The following is a 19,679-nucleotide window of genomic DNA, read 5'->3' as shown; positions in this document are numbered from 1 at the left end:
ATCATGCATAATCTGTTCATTTAAACTGAGTCAAGCCTTGTATCTTTGTCGTAAATCCATCATTTTTGGCAGAAACAAAACCATATACAGACCTGGAAGGAAGCAAGAAATCACAGGTCCGTCAAATGTTTAACCGCATCGCTCCGGTGTACGATTTTTTGAATGGCGTACTTTCCTTAGGCATCGACAGAAGTTGGCGAAAAAAAGCCATTGCAGAATTGGCAGATGTTCCGGCCGGGGAAGAAGTGCTCGACGTGGCTACCGGCACCGCAGTTTTGGCCATTCAGGCGTATAAGAAATACCCCACCCTCAAATTCCGTGGCATGGACCTTTCTGAAGGGATGCTCGAATTGGGACGCAAACGTCTCCATAAATTAGGTCTTACCGATAAAATTCAACTGGACCTGGGGGATTCGGAGAATTTACCTTATGACACCGACCGATTTTCAGCCGTCATGGCTGCTTTTGGCGTTCGCAATTTTGAAGATTTGGATAAAGGTCTGGCTGAGATGTATCGCGTGACCAAACCCGGTGGAAAAATCATCGTCCTTGAATTTTCAAAGCCCAAGAGTTTTCCATTCAAACATTTGTTTCAATTATATTTCAAATACTTACTCCCCAATTTTGGCAAATTGGTCTCAAAAGACCCACGAGCCTATCAATATTTATATGAATCTGTGCAACAGTTTCCGGATTATGAGCGTTTTCTCGAGAGGCTGTCACAAAGGGGATTTGTTCGCTGTGCACACCGTTCACTGACTTTAGGTATATGTTGCATTTACACCGGTATCAAACCATAGTTTTTTTCGTTTTTTGTATTACAACTCTTAGTTTGTCTGCACAAACAAGAGTGCGCAATTACAATTATGAGGGCTTTAAGAAAAAGTCCCATTATTTTGGCCTGACGCTGGCTTTAAACTCTTCAGGATTTAAGGTGGAGCATTCCAGAACACTAAGACCGGAAGGTGCGTTCAAGGTCAATGAAGGAGTTGCAAGCCCGGGCCTCACGCTCAGCATGATTACTAATTTTAAGATCGGCGAATATTTTGATTATCGCCTCCTTCCATCCATCTCACTTTCATACCGAAAATTGCTTTACGTACCCACCAATGGTGGCCCGGTTCAGGAGGATTTGCTGGAATCTGTATTTGGTGAAATACCGATGGTGGTGCGTTTTACTTCTGCCCCATACAAGGATGCCAGAGTATTTATGCTTGCCGGAGTTAAATATTCCTATGATTTTGCCTCCAACAGTCGTTCAGATAAAAACCGCTTTGATTTGGTGAGAATATCGCCGCACGATTTTCAAATTGAAATCGGAGCAGGAATGCAATTCTTTCTTCCTTATTTTATTTTCACACCTGAGATTAAGTTCTCCCATGGTTTGAACAATGTTTTGATTTACGACAACAAGCTGATTGAGTCTACGATCATCGACAAATTATTTTCCCGAACGCTTACGATTTCATTTCATTTCGAAGGTTAAGCCAACTCACCGCTTCTCTGCTGATGTCCTGATAAAAGTGCAGAAAAAGTGCATTCAGTTTATCATGCTGGCTCCTGACAATCTCCAGCGTATTTTCAAATTGCACATCAAACTTTGCCTTGCGGTTCATTCGATTCATAACATCCGCAAGTCCCTCCATGGATTTGTATTGGTCCAACCATGATCCCTGAATCATGCGATGGGTAATGGTTTGCGCCGGCTCCGGAAAATCCATGGATTTCAATTTTAGTAAATCATAAATTTTCTCTGCAAATACATCATAATCAACCTCCATAAAAAGACTCCAGTTGAAGTGAAGAAAATAATCCATTACAATGTCTGTTGCCACTGGTGCATATTTGTGCACAGCCGGTCTGAAAATGACATTTAATTCATCCACGGTGGCATGATGATCGGTGTAATTATCGATCCAACGGTGAAATGAAATTCCCGGGAGGAAATCGGCCAAAATATTTTTTTCATCCCGCTTCTGAATAAAATCTGCGAGGTAATTACCGACCATTAGATTTTGATATGGGTAGGCCAGAACGAGATGTGCGAGATAATTCATGTTAACAGAAGAATAATAACCGAGCCAAACAGGGCTTAAATAAAGGGAATTTCTACCTTTGCGCCTTTGTAAAAAATGATCACCATATGGGTTTACAATGCGGAATCGTAGGATTACCTAACGTAGGAAAATCAACCTTGTTCAATGCGCTCACCTCTGCAGGTGCGCTGGCAGCCAATTATCCATTCGCCACGAAGGACCCGAATCTGGGTGTGATCACCGTGGCAGATCCCAGGCTTGCAGAATTGGCGAGTTTGGTGAATCCGCAAAAGTTGATCCCTACCACAGTCGACATACTGGATATTGCAGGCTTGATCAAAGGTGCTTCCAAAGGTGAAGGACTGGGCAATCAGTTTTTGGCCAATATTAGAGAAGTGGATGCCATCATTCACGTGGTCAGGGCTTTTGACAATGACAATGTAGTGCATGTGGACGGATCCGTGGACCCGGTAAGAGACAAGGAAGTGGTAGATACAGAACTTATTCTGAAAGATATAGAATCGCTGGAGAGAAGATTGGACAGATTACGCAAACAATCGAAATCAGGCGACAAGGAAGTATTGAGAGACATTGAAATCGGAGAAAAGTTATTGATTCATCTTAGCGATGGGAAAACTGCACGCGCTTTTGTCCACGATGAAGACAGCGCTCAATTCGTTAAATCCAGTCAGATCCTCACTGGAAAACCTGTTTTGTACGTATGCAATGTGGATGAAGGGAGTATTCACACCGGTAATGGACACACAGCAAGATTTATTGAAGCCATCAAATCCGAAAAAGCAGATGTGTTGATTATCTCCGCAGGCATAGAAGCAGAAATCACTGAATTACCTGAAGAGGACAGAGCAGGTTTCTTTGCGGACCTGGGACTTACAGAGCCCGGCACTCATAAAATCACAAGAGCGGCCTATAATTTACTAGAGTTAATAACCTATTTTACAGCCGGGGTTAAAGAAGTTCGTGCCTGGACAGTAAAGAAAGGCACTAAAGCACCCGGAGCAGCGGGAGTTATCCATTCAGATTTCGAAAAAGGCTTCATCCGTGCGGAAGTCATTCATTACCATGACTACGTAAAATATAAATCAGAAGCGGCCATCAAAGCAGCCGGAAAAATGGCAACAGAAGGAAAGGAGTACATCGTTCAGGATGGAGACGTGATGCATTTTCTGTTTAATGTGTAAATAATTAAGACCATAAATACTTGGTTTACACTATAAGTATTACTATACTTGTAAAGTTTTGTTATTAGCCCTCGGATAAATTTACAGATTTCCTATTAAGATCGACCATTATGGGATTTTCCTATAGTGCATTCTGTATTATCAAATTAAACTCCCTGTTATGCCATTTAACAAGAATTCTTCCTTTTGCTTTTTAATTTCATCTCTATTCATTTGGAATTGGATATTTCCATTTTCATGGTCAGAGCCATCGAGCACATTTCGATTGAAAGCACCTTCTGATCTGGTGTTGAGTTGTAGTTATTCCATCGACTTGGATAGTTTGTCAAACCCTGATCTTAGCTATCTAGGAGGATTGTCTCCAGACACAGGACAACTGGGTGATTTAATTGTCTTCGACCTCGTTTGTGCTTCATTTTGCATTGAAGATTCCAGCATTTCTTATCCGGGAATAAATACAGATGCAGGTCTTAAGGCTTGTACCTATTACCATCAATTGTATGATTCACTAAGTCCTTTCAATCTTTATGCTTTAAATTACGGAAATGATGGTTATGTTACAGAAGCAGACTCCGTAATCATTCGGATCGAGGACCAGCGTAAATGCAGGCAGGGTCTTATCCAGAGGATTTATCAGGCCTATTTTGATACGTTGATCTTAAGTGACACACAATCAATTTGGGTAATAGATTGTCATCCATTTTACATTAATACCGATAATCTGTGTGACCCCCATGATGATCTAATCTGGGAGTACCCTTTTTGTGATCCAGCCTACATCGTTAAAATTTATGGCTGTCAAGCACCGGTTGATACACTTAGTGCGCCAAGGATAATCAATACAGATTGCAGCATGATCACCAAGGAATATTTTGACCAAATCATTGGAAAATCCGATTCCTCCTGTCTTTCTATCAAACGAAAATGGGTCATTATTAATTGGTGCATTTATGATCCTTTCGCAGACCCTAAGAGGGGAAAATATGAATTTATCCAAAATATTGAACTTATTGATACAGCTCCTCCTACGGTTTCCTGTACAGTAGGACCTTGTGAAGCTGCAATCAAAAATATGCTCAACGGCCAATGCGAGGGCCACATCAAGCTGAGTTCAGAAGCCATAGATACATGTACTCCTAAAGATTTTCTTATTTACTCTTATCAAATTGATATGAACAACGATGGTTTAGGTAAATATGGTAGTTATGACTTAAAAGTTGGATCTTTAAGTAAAAGACAAATAGCGATTGGAGAGCTACCCGTGATCTCAGATAATCCATTTGCGGATAAGGCTTTCGACCCTTCGAATGCAAGTGGCAAATATCCACTAGGCATTCATAAAATTTTTTGGTCCGTGGAAGATGGATGTGGCAATAAGGGAATTTGTGAATCCACTTTTGAAGTCAGAGATTGCGTTGCACCGACTATTATTTGCAAGGGTAATTTAATAAACTTGATTCTTGATCATAATGGAGAAGTTTCCATAAATGCAAAACAACTCCTTGAATCAGCAGAAGATAATTGTACTGGACAGGAGAAAATTAAAGTATATTTCGGAGAAAACACAGACAGTACAAGAATTACTTATACCTGTGAAAAATTTATAAGCGATAGGGCTTGTGATTATTCTCGTGATGTAGTTCGAATCTGGGCAGAAGATGAAGCCGGTAATAAAAGTTCATGTTTTGTTACCTTACTTATTATTGACACTGCCAATATCTGTACCGGAAAAACGCTAAGAAATATAAAATTCCATGCTACTCAAATAACAGATACAGCCATCCATGACATCGACCTTTTTACAAGTTTTAATGGCATACAAATAAATTATGGAGAAACCAGTTGTCAGGATTTTGCAAATCTTGGTATTTGCAACAGTAGTTTTGGCTTAACCAAAACTGATCAAATCATAAACGGTATTGATGTACTGGACATCGTGTATCTCAATGATTTAATCAATGGAAATTCACCCAAAAATCTATATAATTTTAAATCAGGAGATGTCAACAGCTCCGGAACTTTAACTTCCATTGACAGTAAGTTACTGAATGAATTAATTTTGGATCAAATCATAATAAGAGAATCATCAGATGCTTATTGGAAATTTGCAGAACCTGCAGACACTAGCTTTCGCCTTACATTTTCATGCGACAGTTGTGAATTTAGAGGGGTAAAGATCGGTGATTTGAACTCAGATGCACAAAGCCGATGCAATACTTCTACATCCCTTCCGGAAAAATGTGTACTTATGGACATTCCGGACAATAATTTAGTCCAGGATTTTTATCAGGATGTCCCGGTATTTGTAAAAAATTTGGAGGAAGTATTGGGTTTTCAATTTTCTTTCCACTTTGATGAAAAGAGATTACAAATTGTTAGCTGTGTGACACTAGATCCCGATGCGAATTTTAAATATTCAATTGTTAAGCAGAATGACACTTCATTTTTGGTTGGCACCATAATATACGACCGGGGAAATCCTTCAACACTGAATGACTCATTTCCACTTTTATACCTTAAAGTTCTGGCCAAAGAAAACAGTACGGTAAGTAAATTGCTCAAATTTGAGCCGTTTGATTTACTGAACAGAGCCTACAAATACGATGAAGTGAGACATGCTATCTGTCTTAACTTTCCGACTGATGCCAAGACAGCAGAAAAACCACAAAATATATTTATTGCTCCAAACCCAAGCAGTGGCCTTGTCAGGATAATTAATCCATCCGCTCAAAAAATAAATTCAATTGAATTTCTTGATCCTCATGGCAAATTGATAAAAAAAATAAAAGTACCAAATGACAATTCATTGGGGAAAGAGATTAATCTGACTCTGCCAATTGGATTTTATATGGTGAAATTTATTTTGGACAATGGTTCCTTAACAAGAAAAATCATCATCCAATAAAGCTGAACGGATAAAACCCCAAGCTTTCAAGCAAGATCTCCTTTTTGAGATGAATAATCTTCAGATTGAGATCTTGCTTCCATTTTTTCCTGGCTGGTCCAATATTAAAATCAAGCTTCATTTAAAGTCTACAGATTTAAAAAGAGGTTGAATTATTCTTTTATCTTAAAATGTGCTTAACAATAGAACTTTATCATTTTTATAAATGACCTGCGTCATTTAAATGGGTTAGAATGAATAGCAAATTGCTGAAAAAATAAAAATGAAAATTTTTAATTCATGGTTATGGGCGTTCAGCATTCTTGCAATGTTAACATTGGGTTGTGATAAAAAAACCGGAGAGGATGGTGCGTGTGGAGGTGATAAATTAAAATGGGAAGCAACGATATCTAAAACAAGTCCTTTTAACAACTACGTCAGTGGGGATCAGCGGTTTTTCGTTTTTGAAGACTTGTTGACCCCGGAAAACATCTGTACCGAAGAACACGTTGAAGTTGTGTATGAAGTAGATCGCTGTTGCTACGAAGATTCCGTCGAAATCAAAATCAGTGGAAAAGCATATTGGGGTTTGTATGCATCTGAAAAACCATTGCGGTGCCTTCAAACCCACGTCGGCGACGAATTGGAGTGTTATGTTTCAGATAATATTGGTCTAAAGCAAGCATTTCCAGATGAACCGGGATGGATTGGACTTCAGCTGCTGGTTCAATTTCCTACCAGAGGCTCTTATGAAGCAGATTACAATTACATGTTTTTAAAAATTTACAGCTTGGGAATAACGCTCCAATATTCGGAGCATAAGTAAGAAAGAAAATGGTAACTAATGATACTTCAATTTATCACCTGCTGAGGTGTTCGTTTTTACTGATTAGTTCAGTCACTTTAATAAGTTCTAAGTCGAGATTTTGCTGCCAATCTTGCGGTTGATAAGTTAGGGGGTAGTCAGGCATTACACCGTGACCGGAATCTTTTAACCCAAGGCCGGAGGTAAGTTGATAGACATTTAAACCTACTCTCAATCCTGATTTTGACAGTTCAATATTACCGGATGCCAATCCCCTGCTGGCAAATTCACTGCCGCCTGTTTCTTCTCCGATTACCACAGCTTGTTTCTGATGCTTCAGATGACTGGTCACATAACTCGCCATGGAAAAGGTTCCCCCGTTGGTAAGCACATAAATTTTTCCATCGAAATGATATTTATATTTTTTAAAAAATGGAAAACTGTGATACCATCCATGCCTTCCGGGAAATTGGATTGGATTTAGACAAAACAAAAGCGGAGTAATCCTTTCTAAAAAACTTGCCTTGAATTTTGGATTAAATGGTGTCAGACTCAATCTCCTGTGGAAGGTAAAAAATCGGACTGGCTGATCCAATAGATAAGCTAAAAAAATATTGCCTTTAAAAACGTTACCTCCCCCATTTCCCCTGAGGTCAATAATTAGATTTTGGCAGTGATCTGATTTTAATATTTTAAACACTTGTCGGAACCATTTACCTTGCCCCTTTCCGGTAAAATGATCTACATCCAAAAGATAGCTTCCAACACATCCATCCAATTTTTGTAAGTGGATTCCACTTTCTTTCAGAATAGATTTCCGGGATGCTTCATCTAAAATTGTATTAGGCTGTGATACAGGAATTTTAGCAAAGAGAACAGTTTCGTAAATTTCTCCTGAGTGATCTTTCAATTTCAAAATAAATTTATCGCGATGACCCAAAAGATAGTAAATAAACACTGCAAAATTTATTTCTGCACTGTAGGTTTTATGGGTTTGATTGTACCCATCCGAAAGAGAAAGTTCCTTCATTGAATTTATCCATTCATTTGATGCTACACCTTCAATACTTATGATCTCTTCTTTTGGCTCAATCCTCTTTAAACTGTCCTCACAAGAAACTACAAACAATCGGTCCTCTAAAATCTTTACCTTGACAGGAATTAAAGGAATTAACGGGCCTTTTGAAGCGGATTTTCTGCCAGAAACACTTATATGTCCACAACCCACTTTACCCACTGCTTTTCTCAGGACATTTCTGAATTCCCTCAAGGACAGGGAATCTGCACACAAGTCTTTCATTAAAGCATAATGTATCTGCATCTGCTCTTTGTTGGCATAAGCATAGTAAGCAGGATGCCATTTTTTCATGTAGCGATTCAATTGATCCAAATCCTTATGCATTTCTTCTTTGGAAAGCAAGGGGATCTGTGCATTCAAATGTGCAGAAAAAAACACTACAAAAAATAGAATGGAAAAAATCCACCAAATAATGGAGAATGTTCTGTGGTTATATTTTTTAAAGACAATCATATGCAAGTAATTCTAAAATTAATTACCTATTCGATTGATCGAAATAGCCTTTGTTCTCCATTCTGCTGCTGAAAAAATTTAAGAAGATCACCACAAACAGAAAAAATATAATGGCCTGAATACTCACCAATAATTTTCCAATAAATGTAGTTGGCACAAAATCTCCAAAACCCATGGATGACCCTGTGGTGAAACTAAAATAAATGGCATCGTACCAGTGTACCAAAGGATGGTTCAGGTAGTCTCCTGAACCATAGATCACTGCAAAAGCAAACAGGATTTCCAGATAATTCAGAAAGACCAGGAGCATAGACCTTTGGTAAGATTTTGGTTTGGATAAGGTATCTGAGGCAAAGATCAAAGTTGGGGCATGCAATAAGGTTTCGGCAGTGAGCCAAATCTGAAGTGCAAGCAGCCAGTGGTTATGCTGAAGTTGAAAATAAAGTAAAAATATTGGAAATGCCAACTTGGATATAACAATCAAATCCACTGCAAGATCCTTAAAATGTGTCCCGTATCTTTCGAGATAATGCTTGATGTAACTGGAAGGAAAAACAAATTGTGAGGCCGCAAGGAATAATCTAAAAATCTTTTCAAGGCCGTAGTCATTGTGATGTTCATTATGCCAGATGGCTCTGATGTTCTCCTTTCTTTTGTCTTTATGGAAGTCATTAGAGATGGTATTGGTCGCAGGATCACCCAAAAAGAGCTTTTTTAGAAAATGCTTCATAAGGCAAACTTAGGAAAAAATTAGAACTGTCAGCCTAGAGTACTAAGATGAAGTCCTTGGTTACCTATTAAATTCAATACACGGACAGTCCTTTTAAAAAAAAGTAAAACTGATAAAAATCTACCTCAAATTAATTTTTAAAACATTCACTGAGGACAAAACTTTCCCATCTGCCAAATAAAAAAGCCTGTAAATACCAGGTGGAATAAATTCTGTATTGATATTTGTCTGACCAGACTTTTGCACATTTATGTCAACTAACTTGTTGCCCTGTATGTTGATCAATTGCAGCTTATAAAGCCTCGATTGCAAATCAGTTTCGTAATCCACTGTTAAATAATTATGAAAAGGATTTGGTGAGACGAGAAGTTTCCCTGACCTAGTGATTTCTTTTGTTGTGACCAATCCAATATAAGTTTCAGCGGCATTTGTTAAAACTGGAGTATTGTTATCAAAATAAATAGACGCTCTGTTCACAAGTACAAATGGCTTTGAACCTACTATAGGCTTAACTGAAAATTGGACAAATCCATGAGATGCTGGCTCATTTGTACTACTATCTGGGAGTAAAATATTTTTAAATAAAATCTCCAAAATACCCATTTTTTTAACTTGCATAACAAATGGATGACTAGCATGTACTACCCTTACAGTAGTAGGATCCAATTTTTTGGCCAAGGTATCTAGTATGGTGATGTCGAAGACAGTGTCAGTCTCAGTATTTTGAAATCTTATAGTATAGATTAGTTGACCAGAGTGGTCTGTCGATGGATTATAATTGGTCTTATCTACAAGCTTACCATTTGGATCATAATAGGTCACAATTTCGTCATTCCATATAGCTTGATTGTTGAGAAGATCAGCATCATTCTGGCAATATACATCGGCTACTAAGCTAAAAGAAGAACCTACCTTGGCTGCTGAAGGTGTCCCGAGAGTAATGGTAAAAATCTTGGATTCTTTTATTCCTAACGTATCCCATATATCCCAAATCAACTGATTTCCTCCGAATACCGTTTGATAGTCTGGAGTGGATTCTATTATGTTCCATCCACTTGGAAATTTCAGAGACAATTTTGAATTTGGAACCAAAACATTACCTAAATTGGAAACTTGTATATTCACAATGGAGGAGTGGCCAGGACGTGAAAAAGTTGAACTTATTGCAACCTCCAGATCAATCCATGGTTTTTCCTGAATTGCAAAATCAAATTGGCCTAAAACCTGACCATATTCTTTTCCTACATTAATGAGGTGTTCTCCAGGCACAGAAAATGTAAAATTTGGATTAGGAACAGAAACTTTGATTGTGTTTATTGTATCTCTAGTCACAAGTAATATATAACCGGAATCTGAAGAAAAAGTAGCAAAGGATCCAGGATCTGAATTAAGCAAATAATTTTTCAAAATTTTATCATTCGAATTAAAAATCCCATCCACATTTGTATCTAAAAAAACACGACCAGTAACGTAAGTTGACTTTTTGCACCAAAGGCTGTCGTCATAGATGACTTTAAAATGAACAATGGAGTCAAAATTACAACATGTCTTAAAATCTGAAAATTCATGCCGATATTCACCTGTATAACAAACCAATTCTCCAAACCAATTATATGGCACTTCTTCACTGCAGATAAACCTTGGTGAGCCTATTTTATCTGGACTCCTTCTCACCTTAATAGTTTTGCAAATTGGGCCATACTGATTGCAAATAGAGTTGGATCTAGAATTACCAACAAAAGGAGTAACACACAGTTGAAAATCACCTTCTACAGGAAAATCCAAATTAACATTTCCTAAACTATTACCAACTTTTCTACCATTCAAAGTCCAAATGTAATTGGGTTCACAATTTCCGAGTGGCAAAACGACATATTTAACATCACACGCTCCCCCACAAAGATCACTTACCCCTAAAACATCACTAAATGCAGGAAATTCTGGAAGTGCTCCACCTGAGGTTGAAATTTTGAAATCACAAACATCCCCCGAACAACCGTCTACAAAGAGATAATAAGTTTTACAAGCTGTAAGATTCCCAGACAAGGTAAAAGAACCAGGACCGTTACAGTTAGCATTACAAACTATAGATTCGTTACACTCACAATCACCCCAAATACCCATTTGAACTCCAGTCCCATTAACAGAACAGTTAGAAAAAGTCATGGTGATGGAAACTGGTCCTCCGTCACATATAAATGCCCACCAGCCAGTGTTATGGGCACCTCCACCGGAAGGACATAGAGGAGTACAGCCAGTAGGATTGCTATAGTTGGTATTCTGGCAGGAATACCCATTTAGCTCATCTAATGAACAGAAAGTAATGGCTTTTTCACAGACATCCGCTGAAGGCGGAGTGCATTGTCCAGTGTTTTTTACAGGGGTAAATAAAAGAAAAAGCAAATAAAAAAGTGTAATAAATTTTAGGTTCATCATATTGGTATTTTTTATGATTTTCTAAATAAACCGGGCTACCTCACTATAATCCAATTACAAAACATCTTGCCGGATGACAAAGACACTCAGAACAAGTTTTTCACTTGGAGGCACTAACCCATAAGGTTTACTAAATTAAAATTAATATTTTTTTTTGAAACAAAATTCAAAAAGAAATATATTGAATTTATTTTCACATAAAGAGACAAAATAGTGATTTGTTAATATCCATTTGGGAAGTTCAATCTTAAGAATCATACAGTTGAATTGCCATCAATTCATCCTGATCACTAACGATTCCAGGCAGGTTCAAAGATTTATATAGGCTTCTGAAAATCGGGTAACCTTTCTAAAAAATACATCTTCCTAACCCTTTCAAACACTTCTTATAAATGATTATATCCTTTCAAAAATAAGGAGTTTAAATCACTAGATGTATATAACTTTAATCTTAGCTAACAAATATGAATCACTTTAAAACTTAAAAGTATTTAAAACAGGTCTGTTTTTAAATCCAAAACTTATGGCATTTTCATAATATTCATTGAAGAAAGCACCTTTCCGTCCGCCAGATAAAAAATTCTATAAATACCCGGAGGATATAATTCCGAATTAAATTGAATTTGCCCTGCCTTTTCTACCACTGCATTCAATATTTGCTTCCCCTGTATATTAATAATTTTCAATCGGTAATCTCTTGAATTTCCGGTGGATTCATATTCCACCATCATGTGATGATTAAATGGATTGGGTGTCACCCTTAGTTTTCCATGTTTAACGGGTAATTCTGTATTCACCAAGCCAACATATGTGGAAGCCGTGTTTGTCATCACCGGAGGGTTAAAATCAAAATAAATGGATGCCCGATTAGTAATATAAAATGGGTCAGTGGTAGTTTTTGGTTTGACTGCGATCTGGACAAATCCATGGGAAGCAAATTCGTTGGTGCTGCTATCCGGAAGTAAAATATTTTTAAATAAAATCTCCAAATTGCCCAATTTCTTCATTTGCAATTGAAATGGATGACTCGCATGTAACACCCTCACACTTGTGGGGTCCAACGCATTGGATAAGGTATCTCGTATGATGATGTCAAAGGCAGTGTCTGTCCCAGTATTTTGGAATCTTATGGTATAGATTAGTTCACCGGAATGATCTGCTGAAGGATAATATTTTGCCTTATCTACAAGCTTATCATTTGGATCAATAGAAGCCCGAATTCTGTCATTCCATATGGCTTGATTGTTGAGAAGATCAGCATCGTTCTGGCAATATACATCGGCTACTAAGCTAAAAGCAGAACCTACCATGGCTGTGGAAGGTGTCTCGAGAGAAATTGTAAAAATCTTGGATTCTTTTATTCCTAACGTATCCAATATATCCCAAATCAACTGATTTCCTCCGATTACAGTTTGATGTTTTGGAATGGATTCTATTACATTCCATCCAATTGGAAATTTCAAAGACAACTTTGAATAAGGGACCGGGACATTACCTACATTTGATATTCGTAAGTTGACGATTGTAGAGCGCCCGGGACGGGCGATGGTTGAACTAATTGCAACCTCCAGATCAATCCTTGGTTTTTCCTGGATGGCAAAATCATATTGGCCAGGAAACTGTCCATATACATTACCCACATTAATAAGATATTCATCAGGTACAGAAAATGCAAAATTTGGATTAGGAACAGCAACCTTGATAGTGTTTACTGCATCTTTTGTCACGAGTAATATATAACCGGAATCTGAAGAAAAAGTAGTAAAGGATCCAGGACCTGAATTAAGAAAATAATTTTTCAAGATTATATCTTTCGAATTAAAAATCCCATCCACATTTGTATCTAAAAAAACACGACCCGAAATGTAAGTTGCCTTTTTGCATCCAAGGCTATCGTCATAAATCACATTAAAATAAACAATGGAATCGAAAACACAGCAAGTCTTTTTGTCTGTAAATTCATGACGATATTGCCCAGTAGCAGTAACTAGCTCCCCATGCCAATTGAAAGGTACACGTTCACTACAAAGAGTCCGTGGTGTTCCAACTTTGTCTGCTGTAGGTCTAACCAAAATGGTTATACAACGTGGACCGTCCTGATCACAAATTGATCCGGATTGAGGGTTACCAATATAAGCCGTAACGCATAATTGAAAATCTCCTTCATCTGGAAAATTAAGTGTCACCTCCCCTAATCCACTACCAATTTCTGTTCCATCCAATGTCCACTCATAAGTAGGATCGCATGCACCACCCGTACTGATGGTGTATTTAATGTTACAAGCACCTTTGCAGACATCACGTGGGCCCATGATCTTACCTAAAGGAGGTAACAAAGGGGCAGAACCACCTGTAGTTGTCAAGGTGAAATCACAAACGTCTCCGGAACAACCATCTACAAACAAATAATATGTTTTGCAAGCAGTAAGGTTACCTGAAATTGTGAATGATCCAGGACCATTACAAGCAGGATTACAAACTATAGATTTATTACAATCGCAATCTCCCCAAATACCCATCTGAACTCCACTTCCATTGACGGAGCAGTTACTGAAAGTAATGGTAATGGTTACCGGTCCACCATCGCACACAAATGCCCACCAACCAGTATTATGAGCTCCCCCACCTGATGGACAGAGTGGCGAACAACCGGTAGGATTGGAATAAGTTGTATTCTGGCAGGTATACCCATTTACCTCATCTAATGAACAAAGAAGGTTGGCGTCTTCGCATTCATCCGCTGATGGCGGGGTGCATTGGCCAAAACCATCCATTGAAATGAACAGCACCAAACCAATGAACGGTAAAAAGAAATTGAAACTTCTGACCATGTTATTAAATATTTGAGGAGGTAAATTGACTCACTCTAAATATAAGACGCAAATTGATCTACTTGTGCTGTATAGACAAACTAAATAATGTTAATACTATAATCAGCTAGGGGCTCAAAAAGTTAGATATTCTATCAAAAAGCCTTTTGTTGGTTGCTTTTTGTAAAATGGCCCTAAATAAAAAATGAGCACAAATATTATAATCAGAAATAATAAAGACAGATCGTATAAGGTATTTAATCTATCCCTTATTTTAAATAGGAACAGATTGCTGAATTAATTTTTGTGGAGCTGCGGGGATGAAAATTCAAAGGCTTCTGAATTTTCATTCAGACCGGAGCGTCTGCATAACGACGCACGCTTCTCGTGGTCGCCATGCCGACTAATAGTCGGCAGTCGAATTTATAAGTTTTGTGGAGCTGCGGGGAGTCGAACCCCGGTCCAGAGAAAGAACCCATTAACTTTCTACATGCTTAGTTTCCTATTCGGTTGTCGGCTAAGGAGTAGGTTAAGAAACCACCTTTCCAAAGCGTATTCCCTTAATCTTGTCTCTTGCCCGGGACTTGCAAGCGACCAGTCTGAAAAGGTTTGATGCGCGACAGGAGCCTATCAGACTTCAGCTCCATTGCACAGAAGCAAATTAATTCCTAGAATTAAGCTGCAACGGCAAAAGTTGTATTGCCATTTGTGGTTTGATAATCGTTTTTTACGTAGCGTACTATCATCCTACGGCATGCTTACTAACCAATCACATTTCCTGTCGATTCCAGTCAGCCCCTTATACGTTTACAAGTAACCCAATAACTGCAAATTGGCCTGATTAAGTTCCCGTGCTATCCAAACTTTATAAATTTATTTGCTTGGGAAGGATCCGGTAGTTGACAATACTCTTTTTTTCTAAAAATGCGCAACCGATGACGGGCAATGAAACGATAAACGCCGTCTGTGATATTTGCCGGAAACAAACCTATGACTTTGCTAAGAATCCGCCAAATCCCTCCTAATTCGTACAATGCAGCCGCTACTGCCCTGCTGTAGACAAAAACTTTACCCTGCTGCAGCCCTACCAGAGTATCCATTGCAAGCAAATTTCTCTCCACCAAAAAAGGCTGAATTCTTTCTTCCTGTAAACTCGCAAACCGAAGTTTATCCTTGTGATCTCTGGCCAATAAAAATCTTACCGATGCCAAACAAAATGGGCATTCCCCATCGTAAAGGAGCAGCAATTTTTCTTTTGGTATAAAATCAGGGTACATCATCCTTAGAACAAGTGCGATAAAATTAAGTTTCTCAAATAAATAGAACAGCAGCTATATTTGAAAAAAATTGGACCCATGGACTTTACAAAAGCTTTTGAGACTACCGCAGACCGCTTTATTCGTTACGCAAAGATAGACACACAGGCAGATCCGGCATCTACTTCCAGCCCTTCTACCGCAAAACAAAAAAATCTTTCAGTGATGCTGTTTCAAGAACTCACCGCTGCTGGAATCCAGGCAGAGACGGATGAATTCGGTTATGTATATGCAAGAATTCCAGCAAACAATGCGGATAAAAAATCCAAAATATTCTTTTGTGCACATGTGGATACCGCACCGGATTGCAGCGGAACAGATGTAAAACCTATTTTGCACAAAAACTACAAAGGTGAAGATCTTGTTTTGCCGGATGATCCCACTGTGGTCATAAGCCCTGCAGATTTTCCGGACCTCAAGCAGAAAATTGGATTGGATTTGATCACCGCCTCCGGACATACGCTTTTAGGTGCAGACGACAAGGCCGGCGTAACCGCCATAATGGAAGCTGCGCTATTTCTAAAAAATCACCCGGACATAGAACATGGGGAGATGATTATTTTCTTTACTACGGATGAAGAAATCGGACACGGGGTCGATCATGTCAATATTCAGAAACTGGGTGCAGACTTTGGTTACACCCTGGATGGTGGACCAATCGGAAGTCTGGAAGATGAAACCTTTTCGGCGGATGCCTGTACCATAAAAATAAAAGGGGTCTCCACGCATCCCGGTTATGCCAAAGGCAAGATGGAAAATGCCATAAAAATTGCCGGTGAGATCATTGCAGCTTTACCTAAGAATCGCATGTCTCCTGAATCCACTGACGATTATGAAGGTTTTGTTCATCCCACCAGACTCGAAGGCAATCTGGAGCACGCTGAAATTGATTTTATCCTGCGCGATTTTGTCACCTCTAAATTGGATCAACACGTGGCCGAACTTACCTCCATTTGCCAAAAGGTAATGGATTCCTTTCCACATTCAGGCTTTGAGATAAGCCGTAAGGAACAATACCGAAACATGAAGGAAGTGCTGGACCAGCATCCGGAAGTTTGCAAAAGAGCAGAAGATGCGATTGCTGCATCCGGACTAAAACTTATAAAAGGTCACATTCGTGGTGGAACAGATGGCAGCCGGCTTTCCTTTATGGGATTGCCATGCCCGAATTTATTTGCAGGTGAATATGGCATCCATTCAAAAAAAGAATGGGTCTGTGTTCAGGATATGCAAAAAGCTTCTGAGGTCATCATCAGAATGGTAAGTGCCTGATATAAATTGGGCTACCAAATAAAATAAATACTTCGAAACTAAATCCTATTTCTTTTTTGCGGGGGCTTTTGCCTTTGCTTTCACAGTCGCTTTTGCCGCTGGTTTTGCCTTTACCTTTTTGTCAAAAGCACCGGGAACCTGGGCTTCTATAATTTTCTTAAAATCCTCCTTACTCATCGTAGCGGCAATCTCAGAAGTAACCTTCTGATCGTTGACTTTTGGAATGTTGATGAGCTTCTTACCAAATTTGATGTAAGGACCCCACCGACCATTTTCAACACTGATTTTGTCTTCCGGCCAATTGTGGATAAATCGGTTGGATTCTTTTACCTCTTTTGCGTCAATCAATGGTATTGCCTCTTCCAATGTCAGGGTATCGTGATTTATTCTTTTCGGAACATTGATAAACATTCCATTCCATTTAATGAAAGGCCCGAAACGCCCTTTCCCTTTGGTGATTGGAAGTTCCTTATAATGTCCTATTGGTGCATCCTCCTTTTGTTTTCCCTGAATCAGGGTGATGGCATCTTCCATACTCAATCCTAAAGGGTCCGTACCTTTGGGGATAGAGATAAACTGTTCGCCGAACTTTACATATGGACCAAACCTACCAGCACCAACAGATACTGGCAAATCCTGAAAAGTGCCCAGATCTTTTGGCAATTTGAAAAGATCCATTGCTTCCTCAAAACTAATGGTTTCAAGGCTTTGTCCGGGACGCAGGTTGGCATAACGCGGTTTTTCGTTTTCGTCCAATTCTTCTACATCTCCGATCTGTACAACCGGACCAAATCGAGTTAACTGAGCAATCAGTTTCCTTCCGGAGACCGGATCTGAGCCAAGATCTCTTCGTCCTCTAGCCCTTTCGCCTTCGGCCATCACCTTTTCTACATCCTTGTGAAAAGGCCAGTAGAATTCATCTATCATCTTCACCCAGTTACGCTTTCCGTCTGCTATTTCATCAAAATCCTTTTCAATTTCAGCGGTAAAACCGTAGTTCATGATTTCTCCGAAATGGGAAGCAAGGTAATCGCAGACTACCATTCCGATGGCTGTTGGATACAAGACATTTTTAGTAGCTCCGGTATTTTCAGATTCTGTAGTGGCCACAATCTTTCCATTGGAAAGGTTGAATTTTTTAAAATTTCTCACCATACCTTCTCTGGATTCTTTCACTACATAACCTCTTTCCTCTTCCATGATTTTACTGATGGTCGGGGCGTAGGTGGAAGGACGACCGATTCCTAATTCTTCGAGTTTCTTTACCAGACTGGCTTCCGTATATCTCGCCGGAGCTCTTGTAAATCTCTCTACAGCCGTAATTTGTTGATAAGGGAGCAAGTCTCCTGCCTTTACCGCAGGCAACATACCTTCCTGTCCATCTTCTTCTTCATCCGATGATTCCAGATAGAGTTTCAAAAAACCATCAAAAAGCAACACCTCACCTTCCGCAACAAATTTGTGAGCGGTTGATTTACTGATTGAAAGTTGTACGATGGTCTTTTCCAATTCTGCCGGAGACATCTGTGAGGCCATGGCACGCTTCCAGATCAACTCGTATAGTTTTTGCTGGTCACTCGTCTCGCCGGCATTTCGAAGATCCATGTAGGTAGGTCTAATGGCCTCATGCGCTTCCTGTGCGCTCGAGTTTTTAGTTTTGTACTGTCTGGTATTGACGTATTCTTTCCCAAACTGTTTTTCGATTTCAACGGCCATGGCTGATAATGCCGTTTGGCTGATGAAGGTTGAATCCGTTCTCATGTAACTGATGCTACCGGATTCATACAGTCTTTGTGCAGTAGACATGGTTCGGTTTACACTGAAACCAAGCTTCCTGCTCGCCTCCTGTTGCAGCGTCGAAGTAGTGAATGGTGGAGCCGGATATCGTTTTACCGGCTTAACTTCTACTCCATCTACTTTATAGCTTGAGTCTTTGCAAATTTTTAAAAATTCTTCGGACTCCTGCGCCGTTTTAAATTTATGATCGAGTGTAGCTTTTAAAATAGCTTCTTTCGGGCTTTTGACCTGAAAAAGACCATCCACTTTAAAGAACGCCTCCTGACTAAAATCCTGAATCTCTCTTTCTCTATCCACCACCAGCTTGACGGCTACAGATTGGACACGACCGGCGGATAATTTATTTTTTACTTTTCTCCAAAGAATTTCAGATAATTCGAAACCCACCAGTCGATCAAGGACCCTTCTGGCTTGCTGGGCATTCACCAAATCGAGATCTACTGTCCTTGGATTCTTGATGGCATCCTGAATCGCGGGTTTGGTAATTTCGCGAAAGACAATTCGCTTGACCTCTTTGGGATTCAAACCCAAAACCTCACATAAATGCCAGGAAATGGCTTCTCCTTCACGGTCCTCGTCCGTCGCGAGCCAGACTTCATCCACCTTCGCCACCCATTCTTTCAACTCCTTGACCACCTTGTGTTTATCTGGAGAAACAATGTAGCTAGGGGTGAATTTATTTTCAATGTCAATGCCTTTAGGCCCTTTGTCAAGGTCTCGTATATGGCCATAAGAAGACTTAACTTTAAATTCCTTTCCGAGAAATTTTTCGATGGTACTTGCTTTGGCTGGGGACTCGACAATCAGCAATTTATTGGCCATATAATAATTTTCTATATCTGAAAAATTGGGCAAAGCTA

The 19,679-nt window shown here is 39.2% G+C and carries 13 protein-coding genes and 1 other RNA gene; 6 read left to right on the top strand and 8 right to left on the bottom strand.

Features of this window, described 5'->3' with window-relative positions:
* Positions 1-65: 65 nt before the first annotated feature.
* Together ubiE and IPJ53_08580 are read left to right on the top strand one after the other, a co-directional pair.
* Positions 66-800: a bifunctional demethylmenaquinone methyltransferase/2-methoxy-6-polyprenyl-1,4-benzoquinol methylase UbiE gene (ubiE, locus tag IPJ53_08585; GenBank protein MBK7799155.1), complete on the top strand. Its 735-nt coding sequence runs from the start codon at positions 66-68 to the stop codon at positions 798-800.
* Positions 770-1,486: an outer membrane beta-barrel protein gene (locus IPJ53_08580; protein MBK7799154.1), complete on the top strand. Its 717-nt coding sequence runs from the start codon at positions 770-772 to the stop codon at positions 1,484-1,486. Before ubiE ends, IPJ53_08580 begins: the two co-directional genes overlap by 31 nt.
* Here IPJ53_08580 and IPJ53_08575 read toward each other — a convergent pair.
* A complete protein-coding gene (locus IPJ53_08575; protein MBK7799153.1) occupies positions 1,458-2,057 on the bottom strand; it encodes a DUF479 domain-containing protein in 600 nt (199 codons plus the stop codon). The two genes, IPJ53_08580 and IPJ53_08575, sit on opposite strands and share 29 nt — an antisense overlap.
* Positions 2,058-2,143: 86 nt before the next feature.
* Here IPJ53_08575 and ychF point away from each other — a divergent pair, with 86 nt between their 5' ends.
* The 3 genes from ychF to IPJ53_08560 all read left to right on the top strand — a co-directional run bounded on the left by ychF (position 2,144) and on the right by IPJ53_08560 (position 6,948).
* Entirely contained in the window at positions 2,144-3,238 is a 1,095-nt protein-coding gene (gene ychF / locus IPJ53_08570) for a redox-regulated ATPase YchF (GenBank protein MBK7799152.1), read from the top strand.
* A 160-nt stretch (positions 3,239-3,398) separates the two neighbouring features.
* Positions 3,399-6,143, top strand: a complete 2,745-nt coding sequence (locus IPJ53_08565; protein MBK7799151.1) for a T9SS type A sorting domain-containing protein — start codon at positions 3,399-3,401, stop codon at positions 6,141-6,143.
* Between the two features lie 262 nt (positions 6,144-6,405).
* A complete protein-coding gene (locus IPJ53_08560; protein MBK7799150.1) occupies positions 6,406-6,948 on the top strand; it encodes a hypothetical protein in 543 nt (180 codons plus the stop codon).
* A 34-nt stretch (positions 6,949-6,982) separates the two neighbouring features.
* On the opposite strand, the gene IPJ53_08555 is transcribed toward IPJ53_08560, so the two are convergent.
* The 6 genes from IPJ53_08555 to IPJ53_08530 all read right to left on the bottom strand — a co-directional run bounded on the left by IPJ53_08555 (position 6,983) and on the right by IPJ53_08530 (position 15,714).
* Positions 6,983-8,458 (bottom strand): hypothetical protein, encoded by a 1,476-nt coding sequence (locus tag IPJ53_08555; GenBank protein MBK7799149.1) that lies wholly within the window; start codon positions 8,456-8,458, stop codon positions 6,983-6,985.
* Positions 8,459-8,480: 22 nt separating this feature from the next.
* On the bottom strand, positions 8,481-9,188 hold the full coding sequence (locus IPJ53_08550; protein MBK7799148.1) for a two pore domain potassium channel family protein: 708 nt from the start codon (positions 9,186-9,188) through the stop codon (positions 8,481-8,483).
* Between the two features lie 120 nt (positions 9,189-9,308).
* Complete coding sequence (locus IPJ53_08545) at positions 9,309-11,624, bottom strand: hypothetical protein (protein ID MBK7799147.1); 2,316 nt, start codon at positions 11,622-11,624, stop codon at positions 9,309-9,311.
* A gap of 521 nt (positions 11,625-12,145) precedes the next feature.
* A complete protein-coding gene (locus IPJ53_08540; GenBank protein ID MBK7799146.1) occupies positions 12,146-14,455 on the bottom strand; it encodes a hypothetical protein in 2,310 nt (769 codons plus the stop codon).
* Between the two features lie 411 nt (positions 14,456-14,866).
* Positions 14,867-15,233: a transfer-messenger RNA gene (gene ssrA, locus IPJ53_08535) on the bottom strand.
* A 55-nt stretch (positions 15,234-15,288) separates the two neighbouring features.
* Complete coding sequence (locus tag IPJ53_08530) at positions 15,289-15,714, bottom strand: DUF393 domain-containing protein (protein MBK7799145.1); 426 nt, start codon at positions 15,712-15,714, stop codon at positions 15,289-15,291.
* 75 nt (positions 15,715-15,789) lie between these two features.
* Between IPJ53_08530 and pepT the strand changes: the two genes are divergently transcribed.
* On the top strand, positions 15,790-17,022 hold the full coding sequence (gene pepT / locus IPJ53_08525) for a peptidase T (protein ID MBK7799144.1): 1,233 nt from the start codon (positions 15,790-15,792) through the stop codon (positions 17,020-17,022).
* 45 nt (positions 17,023-17,067) lie between these two features.
* On the opposite strand, the gene topA is transcribed toward pepT, so the two are convergent.
* Positions 17,068-19,641, bottom strand: a complete 2,574-nt coding sequence (gene topA, locus IPJ53_08520; GenBank protein MBK7799143.1) for a type I DNA topoisomerase — start codon at positions 19,639-19,641, stop codon at positions 17,068-17,070.
* Positions 19,642-19,679: the final 38 nt, after the last annotated feature.

The sequence above is a fragment of the Candidatus Vicinibacter affinis genome (assembly GCA_016714365.1).
Taxonomy (GTDB): Bacteria; Bacteroidota; Bacteroidia; order Chitinophagales; family Saprospiraceae; genus Vicinibacter; species Vicinibacter affinis.
The sequence above is the reverse complement of the archived record's forward strand: the minus strand, read 5'-3'. Positions and strand labels throughout refer to the sequence as shown.

What these genes read in the sequence shown, in the direction of transcription:
- IPJ53_08580 (MBK7799154.1), top strand. Translation starts at nt 770, where the DNA reads ATGTTGCATTTACACCGGTATCAAACCATAGTTTTTTTCGTTTTTTGT.
- IPJ53_08575 (MBK7799153.1), bottom strand. Translation starts at nt 2,057, where the DNA reads ATGAATTATCTCGCACATCTCGTTCTGGCCTACCCATATCAAAATCTA.
- ychF (MBK7799152.1), top strand. Translation starts at nt 2,144, where the DNA reads ATGGGTTTACAATGCGGAATCGTAGGATTACCTAACGTAGGAAAATCA.
- IPJ53_08565 (MBK7799151.1), top strand. Translation starts at nt 3,399, where the DNA reads ATGCCATTTAACAAGAATTCTTCCTTTTGCTTTTTAATTTCATCTCTA.
- IPJ53_08560 (MBK7799150.1), top strand. Translation starts at nt 6,406, where the DNA reads ATGAAAATTTTTAATTCATGGTTATGGGCGTTCAGCATTCTTGCAATG.
- IPJ53_08555 (MBK7799149.1), bottom strand. Translation starts at nt 8,458, where the DNA reads ATGATTGTCTTTAAAAAATATAACCACAGAACATTCTCCATTATTTGG.
- IPJ53_08550 (MBK7799148.1), bottom strand. Translation starts at nt 9,188, where the DNA reads ATGAAGCATTTTCTAAAAAAGCTCTTTTTGGGTGATCCTGCGACCAAT.
- IPJ53_08545 (MBK7799147.1), bottom strand. Translation starts at nt 11,624, where the DNA reads ATGATGAACCTAAAATTTATTACACTTTTTTATTTGCTTTTTCTTTTA.
- IPJ53_08540 (MBK7799146.1), bottom strand. Translation starts at nt 14,455, where the DNA reads ATGGTCAGAAGTTTCAATTTCTTTTTACCGTTCATTGGTTTGGTGCTG.
- IPJ53_08530 (MBK7799145.1), bottom strand. Translation starts at nt 15,714, where the DNA reads ATGATGTACCCTGATTTTATACCAAAAGAAAAATTGCTGCTCCTTTAC.
- pepT (MBK7799144.1), top strand. Translation starts at nt 15,790, where the DNA reads ATGGACTTTACAAAAGCTTTTGAGACTACCGCAGACCGCTTTATTCGT.
- topA (MBK7799143.1), bottom strand. Translation starts at nt 19,641, where the DNA reads ATGGCCAATAAATTGCTGATTGTCGAGTCCCCAGCCAAAGCAAGTACC.